This is a genomic window from Chryseobacterium gwangjuense (assembly GCF_021311115.1).
Lineage (GTDB): Bacteria > Bacteroidota > Bacteroidia > Flavobacteriales > Weeksellaceae > Chryseobacterium > Chryseobacterium gwangjuense.
This window is the reverse complement of sequence record NZ_JAJTNP010000001.1, coordinates 190166-207921: the sequence shown is the minus strand read 5'-3', so window position 1 is coordinate 207921 and position 17756 is coordinate 190166. Positions and strand designations below refer to the sequence as shown.

The following is a 17756-nucleotide window of genomic DNA, read 5'->3' as shown; positions in this document are numbered from 1 at the left end:
TCAATAAAAAAGCACCACATTATGCGGTGCTTTTTAATACTATCTACTTGTTTTAAAGAGCTAAAACCCTTACATCAATTCTTCTATTTTTTGCTTTACATTCATCGGTATCATTCGCTGCACAAATAGGATGCTGCGAGCCATATCCTTCTGCTTCTACTCTATCTGCTGCAATTCCTAACTCTAATAATTTCAGTTTTGCAGTTTGAGCTCTTAGATTTGAAAGCTGCTGATTGCTTTCATCATTTCCTGAGTTATCAGTATAACCTCCTAATTTTATTTTTAGATCCGGATAAGCAGTAAGAATTTCAACCAAATTCAAGAGTTGAGCTTCAGAACCTGCTTTTAAATCACTTGAACCGGTTTCAAAATAAAGGTTCTCGATCGTATACCAATTATTGGGATCCAAAATTCTTTTATCTTTTCGTTTTACGGAATTATAAAGTTGATAGATCTGGCTTCCTTCACCCATAGAAATTTTCTTTCCACCTTTTAATTCAACTTCCTTACTATTTCCTGTATCGTAAACAAAATCGCCGTTTTCATTTACATATCCTTTAATTTCTTTTGGAGCTAACGGAATAGAAGCATCAACATTCGCTGCAGAACCCAATCCGGAAACCCCTGTTAAAGCCTCAATCTTTGCTTTTCGGTTAGCTTCAATTTTATCTTTATGTAAAGTAGCTAAAGTAGGTGCAATAACGAGAGATACGATCGACATCAATTTAATCAAAATATTCATAGAAGGTCCTGAAGTATCTTTAAATGGATCTCCCACTGTATCTCCTGTCACTGAAGCCTTATGAGGTTCAGATCCTTTGTAATAAGTTTGTCCGTTAATATCAACTCCTTTTTCAAAAGACTTTTTGGCATTGTCCCAAGCTCCACCTGCATTATTTTGGAACATTCCCATAAGAACTCCACACACAGTAGCTCCGGCTAAAAAACCACCCAACACTTCAGGTCCGAAAATAAATCCAATTAATAAAGGTGAAATAATGGCAATTGCTCCCGGAAGCATCATTTTTCTAATGGAAGCATCGGTAGAAATAGCAACGCATTTTTCATATTCAGGCTGAGCTTTTCCTTCCAAAATCCCAGGAATCTCCCTGAACTGTCTGCGAACTTCTTCTACCATCGCCATTGCAGCCTGCCCGACCGCCGTAATAGCCAATGAAGAAAAGATAAAAGGAATCATTCCTCCGATAAATAACCCGGCCAGAACATCAGCTCTGTAAATATCAATTCCATCAATTCCGGCAATTCCTACGAAAGCAGCAAATAAAGCTAAAGCCGTCAATGCTGCAGAAGCAATGGCAAAACCTTTTCCTGTTGCAGCTGTTGTATTTCCTACAGCATCCAGAATATCTGTTTTTTCACGAACTTCTTTTGGTAATTCACTCATTTCGGCAATTCCTCCTGCATTATCTGCAATGGGTCCGAAAGCATCAATTGCCAGCTGCATCGCTGTTGTTGCCATCATTCCAGCTGCTGCAATCGCAACACCATAAAGGCCTGCACATAAATAAGAACCATAAATTCCACCTGCCAAAACAATAATCGGAAGTAAAGTAGATTCCATACCCACTGATAGTCCGCCAATAATATTGGTTGCATGACCTGTTGAAGATTGTCTTACAATACTTGAAACGGGTCTTTTTCCCATTGCAGTATAATATTCTGTAATGATACTCATTAAAGTACCCACGACCAAACCAACCATAATTGCCCCAAAAACACCCATTTTAGAGAATTCCAGGCCTCTCAGAACCATTTTCTCAGGTAAGATATAAGTAACCAAAAAATAAGAAGCTATAGCTGTTATAACGATACTTCCCCAGTTCCCTAGATTTAATGCGTTTTGTACACTTGAAGTAGAGGATCCTTCATTATCGTTAATTCTAACAAATAAAGTTCCGATGATAGAAAATATAATTCCGGTTCCTGCAATCAACATTGGGAGAAGAATTGGTGCAAAACCGCCAAAAGAATCTTCCGAAACAGTTTCTCTTCCCAAAACCATTGTTGCCAATACCGTTGCCACATAAGAACCGAATAAATCAGCCCCCATTCCTGCAACATCTCCTACATTATCTCCTACGTTATCAGCAATTGTTGCTGGATTTCGAGGGTCATCTTCAGGAATTCCGGCTTCTACTTTTCCCACTAAATCTGCTCCGACATCGGCTGCTTTAGTATAAATTCCGCCTCCTACTCTTGCAAAAAGCGCTATTGATTCTGCTCCTAAAGAAAATCCGGTCAAGATTTCAATGGTTCTTTCCATTTCATGAGAATCAACTGTAGCATCCGGAGCGAAAATTTGCTTAATAATTAAAAATGATGCTCCTAATCCTAAAACGGCTAATCCGGCAACTCCCATTCCCATTACAGAACCACCTGTAAATGAAACTTTAAGAGCTTTTGAGAGTGAAGTTCTTGCCGCTTCTGCCGTTCTTACATTGGCTTTCGTAGCGATTTTCATCCCAATAAAACCTGCCGTAGCAGAAAATACAGCTCCCACAGCAAAAGCAATTCCGATACTCCAATGTGAGTTGGCGTTGCTCATTCCCATCACCGCTAAAAGAATAGCTACAATTACTACGAAATACATTAAAATCTTGTACTCGGCCTTGAGAAAAGCCATTGCACCGTCAGCGATGTGTCCGCTGATAACTTTCATTTTTTCATTTCCGGCATCCTGCTTACTAACCCAATTGCTCTGAATAAAAGTATACAGCAAAGCAATGACACCAAAAATTGGTACTAACACAAATAAGTCCATAGTTTAATATTTTTTTGGTAATAGAGAATTAAATATAATAAATAATTCTCAAGGATTATGGAAAAATAATACAACTACCAAAAAAAATATTAATTATTAAATAAAAAAGGCTAAATGAAAATTCATTTAGCCTTTAACTTTTATCTTTAAATCCTGAGAATCTTATCCTCCGTATTTATTTGCATAATCTTCCTGAGAAGCTTTGATTACTTTTTTAGCATGATCTGCTCCGTAAACTTCCTGAATTCTGCATTTTGCAGGCTCATCTGGTAAGTTTTTATACGTTAAGAAATAGTGCATTAATCTTTTAACTTCAGCTTCAGGTAATTCTGAAATGTCTCTATAATGACCAAAAGCATGATCTCCAATCATTACAGCAACGATTTTATCATCAGCTTCTCCTCCGTCGATCATTTTAAAACCTCCGATTGGAATAGCTTCCATCAATAAACCTCCTGAATGAATATTATGAGAACTTAGGACACAGATATCAAGAGGGTCATGATCTCCCATTGTAACATCATTTGCTCCTCTTTCAATTGCTAAATTCATTACGGCTTCGTCACAGTATGTTCTAGGAACAAAACCATATAATGCAGGAATAATATTTGAGAATTTCTGAGGTCTGTCTACCTTTAAAAATCCTGTTTCTTTATCTACTTCATATTTAATAGTATCTGAAGGAACGATCTCCACGAAAACATTTACAACATTTGGCGCATCTTCTCCTGCAGAAATCCCATGCCATGGATGTGCTTTAAAATTTGGAATCATTATTTAAAATTTTTATTTTTTTAGTTAAGCTATTATTAAAATTTCTCTTCTCAAATCTTCTATGGTTACCGAAATATAATCTTCGTTTTCCATATAATTCATGATGAAAATGGTTTTAAACTCGTCAAGATTAGTATTTCCATTCAATCCATCATAGGTTTGATGAAGCAAATCTATCACAGCATTTTTAGAATCAACGATATTTTGCCATGAATTTTTCGTAACATACAATTGCTGAGAAGAATTGTATTCAAATTCTTCATTGATTGTTTTTTCGGTAAGGAAAATAAATTCGTGGCTAGCAAGGTCTTTGTTAAACCTCTGAACTAAGTTTGATGGTTTTATTCTTTCTAAAAACAAAGTCATTCTTTCGTAAGCCTGAGTCTTATTTTCAGAGTTTGATTTCACAGAAAGCAATTTGATCTCCTGTTCTTTAAGTTTAATGTACGTAAATACAAACTGTCTCAACAAAACCAAGAAAGGGATTGCAATAATTAATGCAAATGCATACGGTAGATATCCTGAAAAATTTGTCATAATTTGAGGTAGCAAAATTACTAATAATTTGGCTATTTTGCTATCATTTTCAGAATTTTAATTTATAGATTTTCCCAATTATATTCTACCAGATACAAAAAATAAAGACTACGAAAATCTCATAGTCTTTTTAATTATTTTTTACAGTTCAAAAAGTGCCGGTCTTTGCGTTACCTCATGATAGCAAACACTATTTTCATCAAAATAATGATAGACTAAGCTTTTTCTTGTTCTTGATTTATCCAAATGAGGTTCACCGCCGTGAAGAATATTGGCGTGCCAAATTAATAGATCTCCCTTTTTTGCTCTGAAAACTTCTTTTTTAAGTCCTAATTCTTTTACTTTTTCTTCAAGAAATTCTTCATAGGCTTTATAGCTTTTTTTTCCAATCCTCATGCTATCTCCTTCATTATCATAATCTGAATTTAGGAAATAAGGAAGTTTATGACTTCCCGGAATATAATGTAAAGCCCCATTGTTTTCGTCAATATCTTCAAGAGCAATCCATACACCGAGAAGTCCTCCCAAAGGGTAAGTCGTCATGTGAATACTGTCAGAATGCGTTTTTTGCTGGCTCCCATTAATGAAATTGATACTTTGGAAAAGTTTTGCCTCGCCATCCATTAAAACAGAAAGAAATTCTAACAGATTTTTATCGTTCCCAATATTTCTGATGATTTCAGAATGATGAATCACAAACATTAATTTCCCTCCATAGCGGAATTTTATAGTTCCGTCTGCCATTAATGTATCAATTTCAGTATTGATTTTATCGGCAGTTTCAGGGCTTAAATAATTCTTTAAAATTAAATATCCCTCCTTTTCAAAACTCCTTACACTATCTTTATTTTCTTCAGAAAGTTTTTTGTAGAATGATGTTTCCGCTAATCTCTCAGTATCTATCTTTCTTTCATCTGCGGGAAGATGGGCAAAATCTTTACTGGAAATACTCGAAAAGTAGTTTTTATTGATTCCGTACTTTTTATACAGAGGAATATTATGTTTTAATTTACTTTTATTAAAAAAATTGTAAACTACATACGGAAGTTTATAATTTCGGATTTGCTTTAACATAAGAGATTTATGTAATAATTTGAGATAAAGTTACAAAAATAATATTCCAATTAGAATGAATCTAAACAAATTGGCTTGATTTACTCTACTAAAAGAATTTCCCGTTAAAAATAAGTTTTAAAAGTTTTTTGAAAAGATCTTTTTTAGAACCTTCAATGATAGGATAAGGCTTTAATTCCGGGCGAAAGCCTCTAAAAAATTCCTCGATATTCGGAAGATTTCCCCCTTCAAAATCAAAAATATGAGTCTCAATATTTTCTTTAATCGCCTGATCAATCAGAACAGAAGCTCCGGATAATTTCACATATTCTTTATCATTGAAAGTACCTAAAAGCGCGATACTCTCTTTATCAGCAAAGGTTACAATGATATTAATAATTTTAGATTGATAATAAAAAGCTAAGAATGTAAGGCTATTAATGTTGAAAAAGGATTCAAAAATTTTCATAAAGCTGAGTTTATCATCTTCATTTTCTGCTCCGATAAAATTATTTTTTACAAAACCTTCAGCTTCTTTATAGGTAATTTCCTTTATTTCAGAATTCTGTAGAGTTTCTTCATCCAATCTTAGTTTCCTTTTCCTTTTTGGAGAATATTTGGCATATACTTTCTCATACACATCCGGATAAATAAGAAAGTTATTTTTTAATTCGATGGTTGAAATAAAACGATTGGTATCATTAAATGTATAAATTCGTATCAAATAATTGTCCTTCAGATAACTAAGAAATTCTTCATTTATATTTATATTGTCTTCAGCAGAAAATACTCCCAATTGTTGACAAAGTCTCGGATTATGTACAATTTTAACACCGTATTTCTTCACAAAAGGAACCGGCATTACAGCTTCATAATCGTTATACACCAGAACTTCCCATTGTTTTCCTGAAGTAACATCCAAAAAATCTTTTGCTGCAGAGTATTTTCTCTGTTCAGATTTTTCCAGACATTTAGTATATTTCTTAAAATCTATTTCGTCGTATTTTAACCTTCTAATCATAGTAATCCTTCGTCTGAGAAACTGAAATATGAATTCTGTGTAATAATCAAATGATCCATCAACTGAATACTTAATACCTTTCCGGCTTCTTTTATTTTTTGTGTAATCTCAGTGTCTTCCTTACTGGGTTTAAAATTTCCAGAAGGATGATTATGAGCAATGATGATTCCTGTCGAAAAATGCTCCAGAGCTGTCCTAAACAACACCCTTACATCCACAATAGATTGATTGATGCCACCTTGTGTAAGCTGTGTCAGATAAATAACTTTATTACTTTGGTTTAAAAATATAGCCCAAAATTCCTCGGTTCTTAGATCTGCCAAATAATTTTTTAAAACAAGATAAGCATCCTTACTGTTTGAAATTACTGTTTTTTCGGGGATTTCCTGGCTGGCTTTTCTTCGTCCTATTTCCAATGTCGTTGCAATTGAAATGGCTTTTACTTCCCCTACTCCTTTAAATTTCATCAAATCTTTCACTGAAAGTAAACTTAATTGGTTCCAGTTGTTATTGACAGAAGCCAAAATTCTTCGAGCTAATTCAATAGCTGTTTCATTTTTATTTCCACTTCCCATAACGATTGCCAGTAACTCTGAATCAGAAAGCGAGTCTTTACCTTTTAATAAAAACTTTTCTCTGGGTCTGTCGTCTTCAGCAAGAAACTTTATGGGCATTTTTTAGATTAATGAATTAAGTTACGATTAATAAAAAGCATATAAAATGATAGGCTGCTGTGATTGATCAATATATTTGGACGTTTGAGCAAATGCATTTTTTGAAAGCATAGGACAACCAAAACTCAGACAAGCCGGATTTCCCGATTCATTATCCTGAACACAATAATACGAATGAAGAACGATCGCTCTTTCTCTTGCATTGCTGTTAGTAGAATCTAAGCCATCCAAACGATAGGCTTTTCCGAATTTTCCTGAATAGCTTTCCCGGATTTCGTATTTTCCTAAAGATGATTGATGAGAACCATCCGTATTACTGAACTGGAGGTTTTCTGAATTCTTCATTACAGAACCTTCACCATGGGCAACAATTGCTTTTTGTAAGATTTTATTGTTTTTTAAATCATAAACAAAATAGCGATATTTCCCTGAATGAATTTTAAAATTAATAAAAACAGCCAAATCCTGATTGTAGTTTTTCCCTTTCAAATAATTTTTAATTTCTAAAATTTTTGACGTTGGCAAATAATCAATAGTACTTGTAGCCTGAGATTCAATTTTTGAACAGGACAGAAAAAAAAGGAATAAAAAAATAAAGCTTTTTCCCATTTTTCGCAGAAGGTATTATTCGATAATCATTCCGTCTTTCATGACTAATTTTCGGTCGGTAATTTCAGCAAGACCAGGATTGTGGGTTACAATTACAAAAGTCTGGTCATATTTATCTCTCAGATCGAAAAAAAGGCGATGAAGATCATCTGCATTCTTTGAATCTAAATTTCCTGTCGGTTCATCTGCAAAAATAATTTTTGGAGAATTTATTAAAGCTCTTGCCACAGCAACTCTTTGTGCTTCACCGCCGGATAATTGATTGGGTTTATGATGCAATCTTTGTTCTATTTTTAAATCTTCAAATAAAGCATATGCCTTTTCAATCGATTCTTTTTCGTTAGCTCCTGCAATTTTTGTGGGAAGCAAAACATTTTCCAAGGCTGTAAATTCAGGAAGTAATTGATGAAACTGAAAAACAAAACCAATATTCTGGTTTCTGAATTTAGAAATTTGTTTATCATTCATGTTAATGAAAGATTCTCCTGCAATGGTAATTTCAGTATCAAAACTTTTTGAATTTGTAGGAAGATCTAATGTCCCTAAAATCTGTAAAAGTGTAGATTTTCCAGCTCCGGACTCTCCAACAATAGAAACTACCTCTCCTGTTTTGATATGAATATCAACGCCTTTCAATACTTCTAAATTTCCATATGATTTATGGATATTTCTTGCTTTAATCATGATTCAAAAATAGTAAATTGATTTGAGATATGAGATAATTTCGCAGTGAATTGTGAATTCAGATTACTCATCTTTTTTGAATATAAATAAACAAAAAAACGCTCCTCAATTGAGAAGCGTTTTACTATGTACAGTTTAGAAAATTACAGTAACAAAGTTAATGGACTTTCTAAATACGTTTTTAGTGTTTGTAAGAACTGAGCTCCTGTAGCACCGTCTACCACTCTGTGATCACAAGCTAATGAAAGCTTCATCGTGTTTCCAACTACGATCTGTCCGTCTTTTACGATTGGTTTCTCGATAATTGCTCCTACTGAAAGGATTGCAGAGTTTGGTTGATTAATGATACTTGTAAATGTTTCAATTCCGAACATCCCCAAGTTTGAGATCGAGAATGTAGAACCTTCCATTTCGTTTGCTTTAAGACCTTTAGATTTTGCTCTTCCGGCCATATCTTTTACAGCAGCAGAAATTTGAGTGTAGCTCATATGATCTGTATTCTTAAGAACAGGAACTACCAATCCGTCTGGAATGGCAACCGCTACACCAATATTGATGTTTCCTCTATGAATAATCTTATCTCCTGCCCAACTAGAATTTACTTGTGGATGTTTTCTTAAAGCAATTGCTGTTGCCTTAATAATCATATCGTTGAAAGAAATTTTAGTATCTGGTAAAGAGTTGATTTCTTTTCTAGCTTCAATCGCCTTATCCATATTAATTTCTACCATCAGATAGTAATGAGGCGCTGTGAATTTACTTTCAGAAAGACGTTTTGCAATGATATTTCTTACCTGTGAATTCGGAGTTTCCGTATCCTCACCCTGTACAAAGCTTAATGCCACTTGAGCCGCTGGACTTGCAGTCGGAGCTGAAGCTGCTGGTTTTGCAGATGGTTGATAATTTTCAATATCTTTTTTAACGATTCTTCCGTTTTCTCCTGAACCTTGCACAGCATTAATATCAACACCTTTATCCTGAGCCATTTTCTTCGCTAACGGAGAAATTGCCACTCTGTCTGTAGAGGTAGTATTTGTTGCCGGAGCAGCTTTTTCTTCTGCTTTAGCTTCAGTTTTTTGTTCAGCTGGTTTTTCTGATGAAGAAGCTGCTTTTGGAGCACCAACTCCCGAAATATCTGTTCCCGCAGGACCGATAATTGCCAATACAGTATCAACCGGAGCAGCACCTCCTTCTTCAACACCTTGCTTCAATAATACCCCGTTGAATTCAGATTCAAAATCCTGAACTGCTTTATCTGTTTCGATCTCAGCAAGAAGATCTCCTTCTTTTACTGTATCGCCTATATTTTTGTGCCATTTCGCAACTTTACCTTCTGTCATTGTATCAGAAAGTCTTGGCATAGTAATCACTTCTACTCCTGCAGGAACTTCAGCTGAAGCCTGCTCCGGAGCAGTAGTTGTTTCTGTTTTAGGCTCTTCTTTTTTCTCTTCAGAAGTTGCAACGGGAGCAGCTCCACCTGTTAATCCTGAAATATCTTCTCCTTCACTACCGATAATTGCTAAAACTGAATCCACAGCAGCTGCATTTCCTTCTTCTACACCTACATATAAAAGAGTACCTTCAATTTCAGATTCAAAATCCTGAACCGCTTTATCTGTTTCGATTTCAGCTAAAATATCTCCTTCTTTTACTTTATCGCCTACTTTTTTATGCCATTTTGCCACTTTTCCTTCCGTCATCGTATCGGAAAGACGTGGCATTGTAATCACTTCTGCCATAATATATATTGATTTGAGATTCGAGATTCGAGATTTGAGATTAGGGAAACTCAAATTCAAATATCAAATTAATTATTAATTTTAGTTTTCTAATTTATCTAAGAATGGATAATCTTCCTGAGCATATACATACTCATAGATTTTCTCTGTATCCGGATACGGAGAGTTTTCCATAAACTCTACACACTCTTCAACGAAATCTCTAGATTTGTTATCCGTAGCTTCCAATTCTTCTTCAGTAGCCCATCCGTTTGATAAAATTCTTTGTTTTATCAATTCAATTGGATCATCATTTTTGTGAATCGCTACTTCTTCCTTAGATCTGTATGGTTCAGCATCTGACATTGAGTGACCTCTGAAACGGTAAGTTCTTGCTTCAATGAAAGTTGGTCCGTCTCCTCTTCTTGCTCTTTCAATAGCTTCGTAAGCAGCTTCTGCCACTTTCTCAGGATCCATTGCATCTACTGCAAGACAAGGCATTTCATATCCTAAACCTAATTTGTAAATATCTTCGTGATTAGCTGTTCTTTTAACAGAAGTACCCATTGCATACTGGTTGTTTTCCACAACGAAAATTACAGGTAACTTCCAGTTCATTGCCATATTGAATGTTTCATGCAAAGAACCTTGTCTCGCTGCACCGTCTCCGAAGAAACAAATGTTTACAGCTTTTCTGTCAAAATACTGATCTGCGAAAGCAATACCTGCTCCCAAAGGAATTTGTCCTCCTACAATACCATGACCTCCATAAAATCTATGTTCTTTACTGAAAATGTGCATAGATCCACCCATACCTCCTGACGTACCTGTAGCTTTACCACAAAGCTCTGCCATGATTCTTTTAGGATCTACTCCCATCGCCATTGGATGAATGTGACATCTGTAAGCAGTAATCATACTGTCTTTTGACAAATCCATTGCATGGGTAAAACCAGCAGGAATAGCTTCCTGACCGTTATACAAATGTAAAAAACCTCTGATTTTTTGTTTTAAATAAAGAGAACGGCATTTGTCTTCAAACCTTCTCCACATAGTCATATCTTCATACCACTTCAGGTATACCTCTTTAGAAAATTCTTTCATGTGTTGAGCTCTTGCTTATTTATTATGAAATAGTTGAGCAAAATTATAAAAAAAACTTCGTTTTTATTGTATACATACCAATTGTTTTTTTACTTATAATATTATATTTACAGTATCAAACTAAAATATGGAAGAAAAACAACCTTCGTTGGTCCTTAGAATATCAAAAATTATATCCGATTTTTTCAATCCTTTACTTTCTTTATTTATATTCTTCTTATATATGAGCATAAAGAATTATTCGCTGAAAGATTCTTTATCCTACTTCTTACCAATATTATTGCTTATCATTGCCCCCATCATTATATGGCTGGTCTGGAATGTAAAAACCGGAAGATATACCAATATGGATGTTTCCAATCGTGTCCAAAGAAAGACTTTATATATATTTATTGCAGCTTGTGTCATTGCCTATCTCGCTTTTAATTATTTTAAGAATGGATATGTTGATTTCGTCATGCTATTCATCCTCATTTTACTTTTTGCCTTACAAATCAGTAACTTTTTTATTAAAAGTTCTATGCATACAGTATTCAACATATTTGTTGCCGCATTATTTTTTGCTTTAAATATAACTATGGGCTTTATATGGTTGGGAATTGCAGTTTTGGTAGGAATTACAAGGATTATTCTAAACAGACATACTCCCAAAGAAGTATTCATGGGCGCATTCATCGCTTTTATCGTATCTTTTATTTACCTATATTGCAATATACAATTTCAACATTAAGCATCGACTATGAAAATAAACCATCTTACCTCTGCAGAAGAAAACTTAATGAGACTATTCTGGAAGTTGGGATCTTTTTATCTAAAAGACGTTATGGAACAGCATCCGGAACCCAAACCACACCAAAATACAGTTTCTACTTACTTGAAAATATTGGTTGAAAAAGGATATTTATCTACAGAAAAAGAAGGGAGAATTTTTAAATATACTGTTCTTGTTCCTCTTGAAGAATACAGAAAATTTTTATTAAAAGAGCTTTCACTTCATTTCTTTAATAATTCAGGGAAAGAGATTTTAGAATTTTTATTTAATGAGAATTTAATTTCTCAAAATGATTTGAGAGGTTATTTTGATCTTAAAATAGAACTAAAGCCGGCAAAAGTAAAAGAACCTAAACATGAATATGCCGAAGAAATTTTGAATCCTAAGAAAGATAAAAAGAAAGATAAGAAAAAGAAGAAGAAAAAAGACTGAATCTAAGAACATTTCTCCTTTTAAGACATAAAAAAAGCGGCTTCAAAAGCCGCTTATATTTTTTACCAACGATTTCCACCGCCGTTACCTCCACGATTGTTTCCGTAACCACCACCGTTACCTCCACGGTTGTTTCCATAACCACCACTTCTGTTGTTATCGAAACTTCTTCTTGGCTTTTCTTCTCTTGGTTTAGCTTCAGATACATTAAGGATTTTTCCGTTGAATTCTTTTTGGTTTAAAGCTTCAATTGCTTGCTTTCCTTCTTCGTCACCCATTTCAATAAAACCAAAACCTCTTGAACGGCCAGTTTCTCTGTCTGTTACAATTTTAGCAGATGCGATATCTCCAAATTCTGCAAATAAGTCGTGCAACTCATATTCTTTAGTTGCGTAATTGATGTTTGAAACAAAAATGTTCATTTTAAATAAAATTAAAAAATTAATAAAAATTTGGTATATAAAAGAAAAGCAACATAAATTAATGAACAAATATTGATTCCAAATATAAACGATTGCAAGATACAATTAAAAAATTCAAAACAAAGCATTTTTATAATTAATTCTCACTTAATATTGAAATTGAGTAAGTTAAACTGAAAATAGCCCTTTTTAAAAGCACTTTATCCTAATTTATTGAGAAAACAAATCATTATCTTTCAACAACTCAATCTTAAACCTTTGATAAAGCAAGTTTTTAACGTTAAATTTGTGCTGCAAATTATTAAAATATGAACTATCATACAAGAAAATGGGTAAAACCCGAAGACTTAAATCCCAACCAGTCACTTTTTGGAGGAAGATTATTACAATGGATTGACGAAGAAGCTGCATTATATGCCGTCATTCAGCTGGAAAACAAGAAAGTCGTGACCAAATTTATTTCAGAAATTAATTTTGTAAGCTCTGCAAAACAGGGTGATATTATTGAAATCGGTATCGAAGTCTCAAATTTCGGTTCTACTTCACTTACTTTAAAATGTGATGTTAGAAATAAAATGACCCATCAAACAATTATTACAGTGGATAGAATTGTGATGGTAAACCTTGATCAGGATGGCAATCCTGCTCCTCATGGAAAAACACAGGTTGAATTTGTGAAAAACAGGCTAAATAACCAAACTCAATAATGAAGATTTTCATAAAAAATATGGTTTGCGGAAGATGTATTTCTGCAGTCACAACTATTTTTAACGAAGCTCATATTCAAATTAAATCCATTGCTCTTGGCGAAGTGGAGACTGAAGTTGAAATTTCAGATCAGGATCTTCAGTATCTCGAAAAACATTTGCTGGAAACAGGTTTTGAAAGAATAAAAGACTCTACCCACCAACTTGTTGAGAAAATTAAAAATCTGATTATTGCAAAAATAAGCGAACTTGATATTGATGAGAACTTTCTTTTGTCTGAGTTTTTAATCTCAAAAATTCATAAAGATTACAGTTCCCTTTCAAAAACATTTTCTCAGAATGAAAATATTACTTTGGAGCAATTTTTCATTCTCCAAAAGATTGAAAAAGTAAAAGAACTGCTTTTATATAATGAATTTACATTAACAGAAATTGCAGGAAAGCTAGGTTATAAAAGTGTTCAGCATTTGTCCTCACAATTCAGAAACAGTTCAGGCTTCACCCCTACCGAATTCAAAAAACTGAAAGTTCATAACAGAAAACCTTTAGATAGCTTTTAAAGAAAAAGGATAAAAACATGAATGAAAAAGATATTTGGGCAATAAAACTATTTCATTTGTATGAAAGTAAAGACATCGAAAAGATAAAAGAAAAGCTTTTTGTCTTTTCAGACATTTTAATATATCTTCATGAAGTTCTTGCAGAAAAAAAAATTAATCTTACTGAGAAGGATGTTTATTCAGAGCAGTTAGTAATTAAAATACATTTACAAAATCAAAGTCTACTTCAAATTTCACAGGGGCATAGTATAATTTCAAATTTCTTTAAAAATAAAAATTCTCAAATAAAATTTTTAGATATATCTTCTATTATTACAATTGTAAGGTCTCAATATGAGTCTTTACTTATGTATCAACATTTATACATTAACATTGAATCGGAAGAAGAAAAAAAATTGAGATTTGAATCATGGATAATGTCTTCAATGATGCTTAGAAAAAAAGTTTTTTCTAATTCAAAACAAAAAAATAATAAAGCCTTAATTAATGAAGAAAAGTCTATTTTCGAGTTAAAAGATAGCATTCAAAACAATCCTGCATTCCATCTTTTATCAGGAAAACAACAGAAAAGCTTACTGGATAATGGATCAGGCAAATTATTTAAGAATTGGGATACAATTTTTGACGATTCAAAATTTACTAAGGATGGTGTCTTTTCGAAAATTTATTATATAGCCTCCGTATATGCACATTCTGAAGGATTATTAGCTCTTCAATTAAAAGAAACTAAGCATTTAATGGAAAATAAAAATATGAAAGAATTACATTATATAATGTTGTTTTACTCTTATTTAATGACAAATATTATGATTAAAAATATAATAAATAAATTTCCATTAGTTAAAGAGAGATTCGAAACATTAGAAGAAAAATATAAATTCGAGATTGACTTTAATTATCAATTATCTTTTAAATAGAAATTAATCCGAATTCTATAAAATTCATCCTTAAATTTATAACACCCTTCCATTTGCATTTTGGAAATTTGTAGTATAAATTAAAGGATCATGGATAAACAATATAAAATTCTTGGAATGACCTGTTCCGGCTGTCAGAAAAAAATATCTGAAAAACTGAACAGTATTGAAGGTCTAAAAGCTGATGTCAATCTTGAAAACAGCACAGCGACCATCACTTCAGAAAAAGAAATTACATTACATTCATTAAATACAGCTTTAGGTGAAATCGGAAATTATAAATTAGAAGATCCGGACAACCCCGACAAAGCTTTCATAAAACCACAAGACAGAATTTCTCCATCATCTGTTTATTATTGTCCGATGGAATGTGAAGGCGATAAAGTCTATTTCCAGCAGGGAAAAAGATGTCCGACGTGCAATATGTATCTGGTTCCAATTGAAGAAAAAAAAGCTAAAGATCCTAATTTTAAGCCGGCGTATTCTTCTACCTATCTTCCTGAGAACTTTAAAGATAACATTGGGAAATATTACTGTCCCATGTTCTGTGAAAGCGATAAAACTTATGACGAAAAAGGCCATTGTCCTGTTTGTCATATGCATTTAGAGGAAATCACAGAAGACTTGGTTCAACATGCTGAAGCACACTCCCATCATCATCATTCTCATGATCACAGCCACCATCACGAAGCTCCAAAAGTCACAGATGAAATGGCAGGTAAATATTACTGTCCCATGTATTGTGAAGGGGATAAAGTGTACGACAGCAATGTTGGCTGTCCTGTTTGTGGGATGGATCTGGTAAAATATCCGGAGAAAAAAACAGCAAAATATACTTGTCCTATGCATCCTGAAATCATTCGTGATGAACCGGGAGATTGCCCGATCTGCGGGATGGACTTAGTCAGAATACCTGATCAAGACGATGAGGAGGAAGATGAAACCTATACTATTTTAAAAAGAAAATTTATTATTTCTTTAGCTTTTACTATTCCAGTTTTTATTCTTTCGATGGGCGGAATGTTTATTAATTTCCCTTTTTCACACCAGACCCAGGGAGTTATCGAACTTATTTTAACGCTTCCCATTCTGTTTTATTCAGGTTGGTTCTTAATGAAAAGAGGCTGGGTTTCGTTCAAAACCTGGAATTTGAATATGTTTAGCTTAATTGCTTTAGGAGTTGCCGCAGCATTTATTTTCAGTATTGTCGCTTTAGCTTTTCCTGATATGATTCCTCATGAAATTCGTGGTCACAATCATGAAATCCCCTTATATTTTGAAGCTGTCTGTGTTATTTTAACATTAGTGATCTTAGGACAGCTTATGGAAGCTCTTGCTCATAAAAAAACGGGAAATGCCATCCGGGAATTAATGAACCTATCACCTGATGAAGCCAATCTTATCGTTAACGGAGAAGAAAAAAAAGTGCTGCTTTCCCAGGTGAAAATTGGAGATTTATTAAAAGTAAAACCCGGCGAAAAAATTCCTGTCGACGGAAAATTAATAGAAGGAAGTTCCTATGTAGACGAAAGTATGATTACAGGTGAACCAATACCTGTTGAAAAAACTGTAGATGACAAAGTTTCTTCAGGCACCCTCAATGGAAATCAGGTTTTCATCATGAAAGCAGAAAAAGTAGGTGACGAAACCTTACTTTCTCAAATCATTAAAATGGTGAACGAAGCAAGCAGAAGCAAGGCTCCAATTCAAAAATTAACAGATAAAGTTTCAAAAGTTTTTGTTCCGACAGTCATTTTAATTGCAGCCATAACGTTCATTCTATGGCAGTTTTTCGGTCCGGAAGGTAAAAGAAGTTTATTTGCTTTTGTAAATGCAGTTGCCGTTCTTATTGTTGCCTGTCCTTGTGCACTGGGCTTAGCTACACCTATGTCTTTAATGGTAGGAATTGGTAAAGGCGCTAAAAATGGTATCCTTATTAAAAATGCTGAAGCTCTTGAACAAATGAATAAAGTAAACGTTCTGATTACTGATAAAACAGGAACGTTGACTGAAGGAAAACCCTCTGTAGAATATATTGAAACGATTTTGGAAGATAGAAACTCAATGCTGAAACTCGCCTATTCTTTAAACCAGAATTCGGAACATCCTTTATCAAATGCTGTCATCAAAAAAGCAAAAGAAGCAGGTGTTTCTCCTGAAAAAGTGGCAAATTTTGAGAATATCTCAGGGAAAGGTGTCAAAGGAAACATCAACGGGAAAACCGTTTATCTTGGAAATGAAAGTTTATTATCTTCACATCAGATTTTAATTCCTGATTATTTAAAACAAAAGGCAATTGAAGTTCAGTCTAAAGCACATACCATCTCTTATGTTGCCAGAGAAAATGAAGCATTAGGATTCATCAGTTTTACCGATAAAATTAAAGAAAGTTCTAAAGCAGCTGTTCAGCAATTGTTAAGTGAAGGAATCGATGTCATTATGATGACCGGAGATAATGAGCATACAGCAAAAGCCGTTGCAGAAGAATTGGGAATTAAACATTTCAAGGCGAATTGTCATCCTGAAGATAAATTAAATGAAGTTAAAAAACTGCAACAACAAGGTAAAATCGTAGCAATGACCGGTGATGGAATCAACGACTCTCCTGCTCTAGCTCAGGCAAATATTGGAATTGCCATGGGAACAGGAACTGATGTTGCTATTGAAAGTGCCGAAATCACATTGCTAAAAGGAGATATTTTAGGGGTTGCCAAAGCAAAAACATTAAGTGAGAAACTTTTAAAAAATATTAAAGAAAATCTGTTTTTTGCTTTTATTTATAATGTGTTAGGAGTTCCGGTTGCAGCAGGATTATTATATCCATTTTTTGGAATTCTTTTATCTCCAATGATTGCTGCGGCGGCAATGAGTTTCAGTTCACTATCTGTGATTTTAAACTCTTTACGCTTAAATTCTGTTGATTTAAACAGTAAATAAAATAATATCAGGTGTTTTTTAGGTAAGAAATTGATAAAAAGTTTATTTTTAGA

17 protein-coding genes are annotated in these 17756 nt (G+C 33.7%); 6 read left to right on the top strand and 11 right to left on the bottom strand.

The window, feature by feature from the left end:
- Positions 1-52: 52 nt before the first annotated feature.
- The 10 genes from LV842_RS00890 to pdhA all read right to left on the bottom strand — a co-directional run bounded on the left by LV842_RS00890 (position 53) and on the right by pdhA (position 10956).
- Positions 53-2782 (bottom strand): sodium-translocating pyrophosphatase, encoded by a 2730-nt coding sequence (locus tag LV842_RS00890; protein ID WP_233109577.1) that lies wholly within the window; start codon positions 2780-2782, stop codon positions 53-55.
- Between the two features lie 162 nt (positions 2783-2944).
- Positions 2945-3556, bottom strand: coding sequence for an inorganic pyrophosphatase (locus LV842_RS00885; RefSeq protein ID WP_233109576.1), 612 nt, complete (start codon positions 3554-3556; stop codon positions 2945-2947).
- 24 nt (positions 3557-3580) lie between these two features.
- Positions 3581-4093 carry a DUF7935 family protein gene (locus LV842_RS00880; RefSeq protein ID WP_233109575.1) on the bottom strand — a complete coding sequence of 171 codons (513 nt, stop codon included), beginning with the start codon at positions 4091-4093 and terminating at the stop codon, positions 3581-3583.
- Between the two features lie 141 nt (positions 4094-4234).
- Entirely contained in the window at positions 4235-5167 is a 933-nt protein-coding gene (locus tag LV842_RS00875; protein WP_233109574.1) for a phytanoyl-CoA dioxygenase family protein, read from the bottom strand.
- Positions 5168-5255: 88 nt separating this feature from the next.
- Positions 5256-6167, bottom strand: a complete 912-nt coding sequence (locus tag LV842_RS00870) for a hypothetical protein (RefSeq protein WP_233109573.1) — start codon at positions 6165-6167, stop codon at positions 5256-5258.
- Entirely contained in the window at positions 6164-6841 is a 678-nt protein-coding gene (gene radC / locus LV842_RS00865; RefSeq protein WP_233109572.1) for a RadC family protein, read from the bottom strand. Before radC ends, LV842_RS00870 begins: the two co-directional genes overlap by 4 nt.
- A 27-nt stretch (positions 6842-6868) precedes the next feature.
- Positions 6869-7450 (bottom strand): murein L,D-transpeptidase catalytic domain-containing protein, encoded by a 582-nt coding sequence (locus tag LV842_RS00860; protein ID WP_233109571.1) that lies wholly within the window; start codon positions 7448-7450, stop codon positions 6869-6871.
- A gap of 15 nt (positions 7451-7465) precedes the next feature.
- Positions 7466-8134: an ABC transporter ATP-binding protein gene (locus LV842_RS00855; protein WP_233109570.1), complete on the bottom strand. Its 669-nt coding sequence runs from the start codon at positions 8132-8134 to the stop codon at positions 7466-7468.
- Positions 8135-8277: 143 nt separating this feature from the next.
- A complete protein-coding gene (locus LV842_RS00850; RefSeq protein WP_233109569.1) occupies positions 8278-9873 on the bottom strand; it encodes a pyruvate dehydrogenase complex dihydrolipoamide acetyltransferase in 1596 nt (531 codons plus the stop codon).
- 81 nt (positions 9874-9954) lie between these two features.
- A complete protein-coding gene (gene pdhA, locus LV842_RS00845; RefSeq protein WP_233109568.1) occupies positions 9955-10956 on the bottom strand; it encodes a pyruvate dehydrogenase (acetyl-transferring) E1 component subunit alpha in 1002 nt (333 codons plus the stop codon).
- Positions 10957-11083: 127 nt separating this feature from the next.
- On the opposite strand from pdhA, the gene LV842_RS00840 reads away from it, so the two are divergent.
- Together LV842_RS00840 and LV842_RS00835 are read left to right on the top strand one after the other, a co-directional pair.
- Positions 11084-11686 carry a phosphatase PAP2 family protein gene (locus tag LV842_RS00840; RefSeq protein ID WP_233109567.1) on the top strand — a complete coding sequence of 201 codons (603 nt, stop codon included), beginning with the start codon at positions 11084-11086 and terminating at the stop codon, positions 11684-11686.
- A 9-nt stretch (positions 11687-11695) separates the two neighbouring features.
- Positions 11696-12160, top strand: coding sequence for a BlaI/MecI/CopY family transcriptional regulator (locus LV842_RS00835; RefSeq protein WP_233109566.1), 465 nt, complete (start codon positions 11696-11698; stop codon positions 12158-12160).
- 62 nt (positions 12161-12222) lie between these two features.
- Here the strand turns inward: LV842_RS00835 and LV842_RS00830 are convergent, their stop codons facing one another.
- Positions 12223-12582: an RNA recognition motif domain-containing protein gene (locus LV842_RS00830; RefSeq protein ID WP_233109565.1), complete on the bottom strand. Its 360-nt coding sequence runs from the start codon at positions 12580-12582 to the stop codon at positions 12223-12225.
- Between the two features lie 308 nt (positions 12583-12890).
- Between LV842_RS00830 and LV842_RS00825 the strand changes: the two genes are divergently transcribed.
- The 4 genes from LV842_RS00825 to LV842_RS00810 all read left to right on the top strand — a co-directional run bounded on the left by LV842_RS00825 (position 12891) and on the right by LV842_RS00810 (position 17703).
- On the top strand, positions 12891-13289 hold the full coding sequence (locus LV842_RS00825; RefSeq protein WP_233109564.1) for an acyl-CoA thioesterase: 399 nt from the start codon (positions 12891-12893) through the stop codon (positions 13287-13289).
- Positions 13289-13849, top strand: a complete 561-nt coding sequence (locus tag LV842_RS00820; RefSeq protein WP_233109563.1) for a helix-turn-helix domain-containing protein — start codon at positions 13289-13291, stop codon at positions 13847-13849. Before LV842_RS00825 ends, LV842_RS00820 begins: the two co-directional genes overlap by 1 nt.
- 17 nt (positions 13850-13866) lie before the next feature.
- Complete coding sequence (locus LV842_RS00815) at positions 13867-14766, top strand: hypothetical protein (RefSeq protein WP_233109562.1); 900 nt, start codon at positions 13867-13869, stop codon at positions 14764-14766.
- A 90-nt stretch (positions 14767-14856) separates the two neighbouring features.
- Positions 14857-17703 (top strand): heavy metal translocating P-type ATPase, encoded by a 2847-nt coding sequence (locus tag LV842_RS00810; RefSeq protein WP_233109561.1) that lies wholly within the window; start codon positions 14857-14859, stop codon positions 17701-17703.
- Positions 17704-17756 lie beyond the last annotated feature (53 nt).

Coding starts and splice junctions, on each gene's coding strand:
- LV842_RS00890 (WP_233109577.1), bottom strand. CDS start 2,782: ATGGACTTATTTGTGTTAGTACCAATTTTTGGTGTCATTGCTTTGCTG.
- LV842_RS00885 (WP_233109576.1), bottom strand. CDS start 3,556: ATGATTCCAAATTTTAAAGCACATCCATGGCATGGGATTTCTGCAGGA.
- LV842_RS00880 (WP_233109575.1), bottom strand. CDS start 4,093: ATGACAAATTTTTCAGGATATCTACCGTATGCATTTGCATTAATTATT.
- LV842_RS00875 (WP_233109574.1), bottom strand. CDS start 5,167: ATGTTAAAGCAAATCCGAAATTATAAACTTCCGTATGTAGTTTACAAT.
- LV842_RS00870 (WP_233109573.1), bottom strand. CDS start 6,167: ATGATTAGAAGGTTAAAATACGACGAAATAGATTTTAAGAAATATACT.
- radC (WP_233109572.1), bottom strand. CDS start 6,841: ATGCCCATAAAGTTTCTTGCTGAAGACGACAGACCCAGAGAAAAGTTT.
- LV842_RS00860 (WP_233109571.1), bottom strand. CDS start 7,450: ATGGGAAAAAGCTTTATTTTTTTATTCCTTTTTTTTCTGTCCTGTTCA.
- LV842_RS00855 (WP_233109570.1), bottom strand. CDS start 8,134: ATGATTAAAGCAAGAAATATCCATAAATCATATGGAAATTTAGAAGTA.
- LV842_RS00850 (WP_233109569.1), bottom strand. CDS start 9,873: ATGGCAGAAGTGATTACAATGCCACGTCTTTCCGATACGATGACGGAA.
- pdhA (WP_233109568.1), bottom strand. CDS start 10,956: ATGAAAGAATTTTCTAAAGAGGTATACCTGAAGTGGTATGAAGATATG.
- LV842_RS00840 (WP_233109567.1), top strand. CDS start 11,084: ATGGAAGAAAAACAACCTTCGTTGGTCCTTAGAATATCAAAAATTATA.
- LV842_RS00835 (WP_233109566.1), top strand. CDS start 11,696: ATGAAAATAAACCATCTTACCTCTGCAGAAGAAAACTTAATGAGACTA.
- LV842_RS00830 (WP_233109565.1), bottom strand. CDS start 12,582: ATGAACATTTTTGTTTCAAACATCAATTACGCAACTAAAGAATATGAG.
- LV842_RS00825 (WP_233109564.1), top strand. CDS start 12,891: ATGAACTATCATACAAGAAAATGGGTAAAACCCGAAGACTTAAATCCC.
- LV842_RS00820 (WP_233109563.1), top strand. CDS start 13,289: ATGAAGATTTTCATAAAAAATATGGTTTGCGGAAGATGTATTTCTGCA.
- LV842_RS00815 (WP_233109562.1), top strand. CDS start 13,867: ATGAATGAAAAAGATATTTGGGCAATAAAACTATTTCATTTGTATGAA.
- LV842_RS00810 (WP_233109561.1), top strand. CDS start 14,857: ATGGATAAACAATATAAAATTCTTGGAATGACCTGTTCCGGCTGTCAG.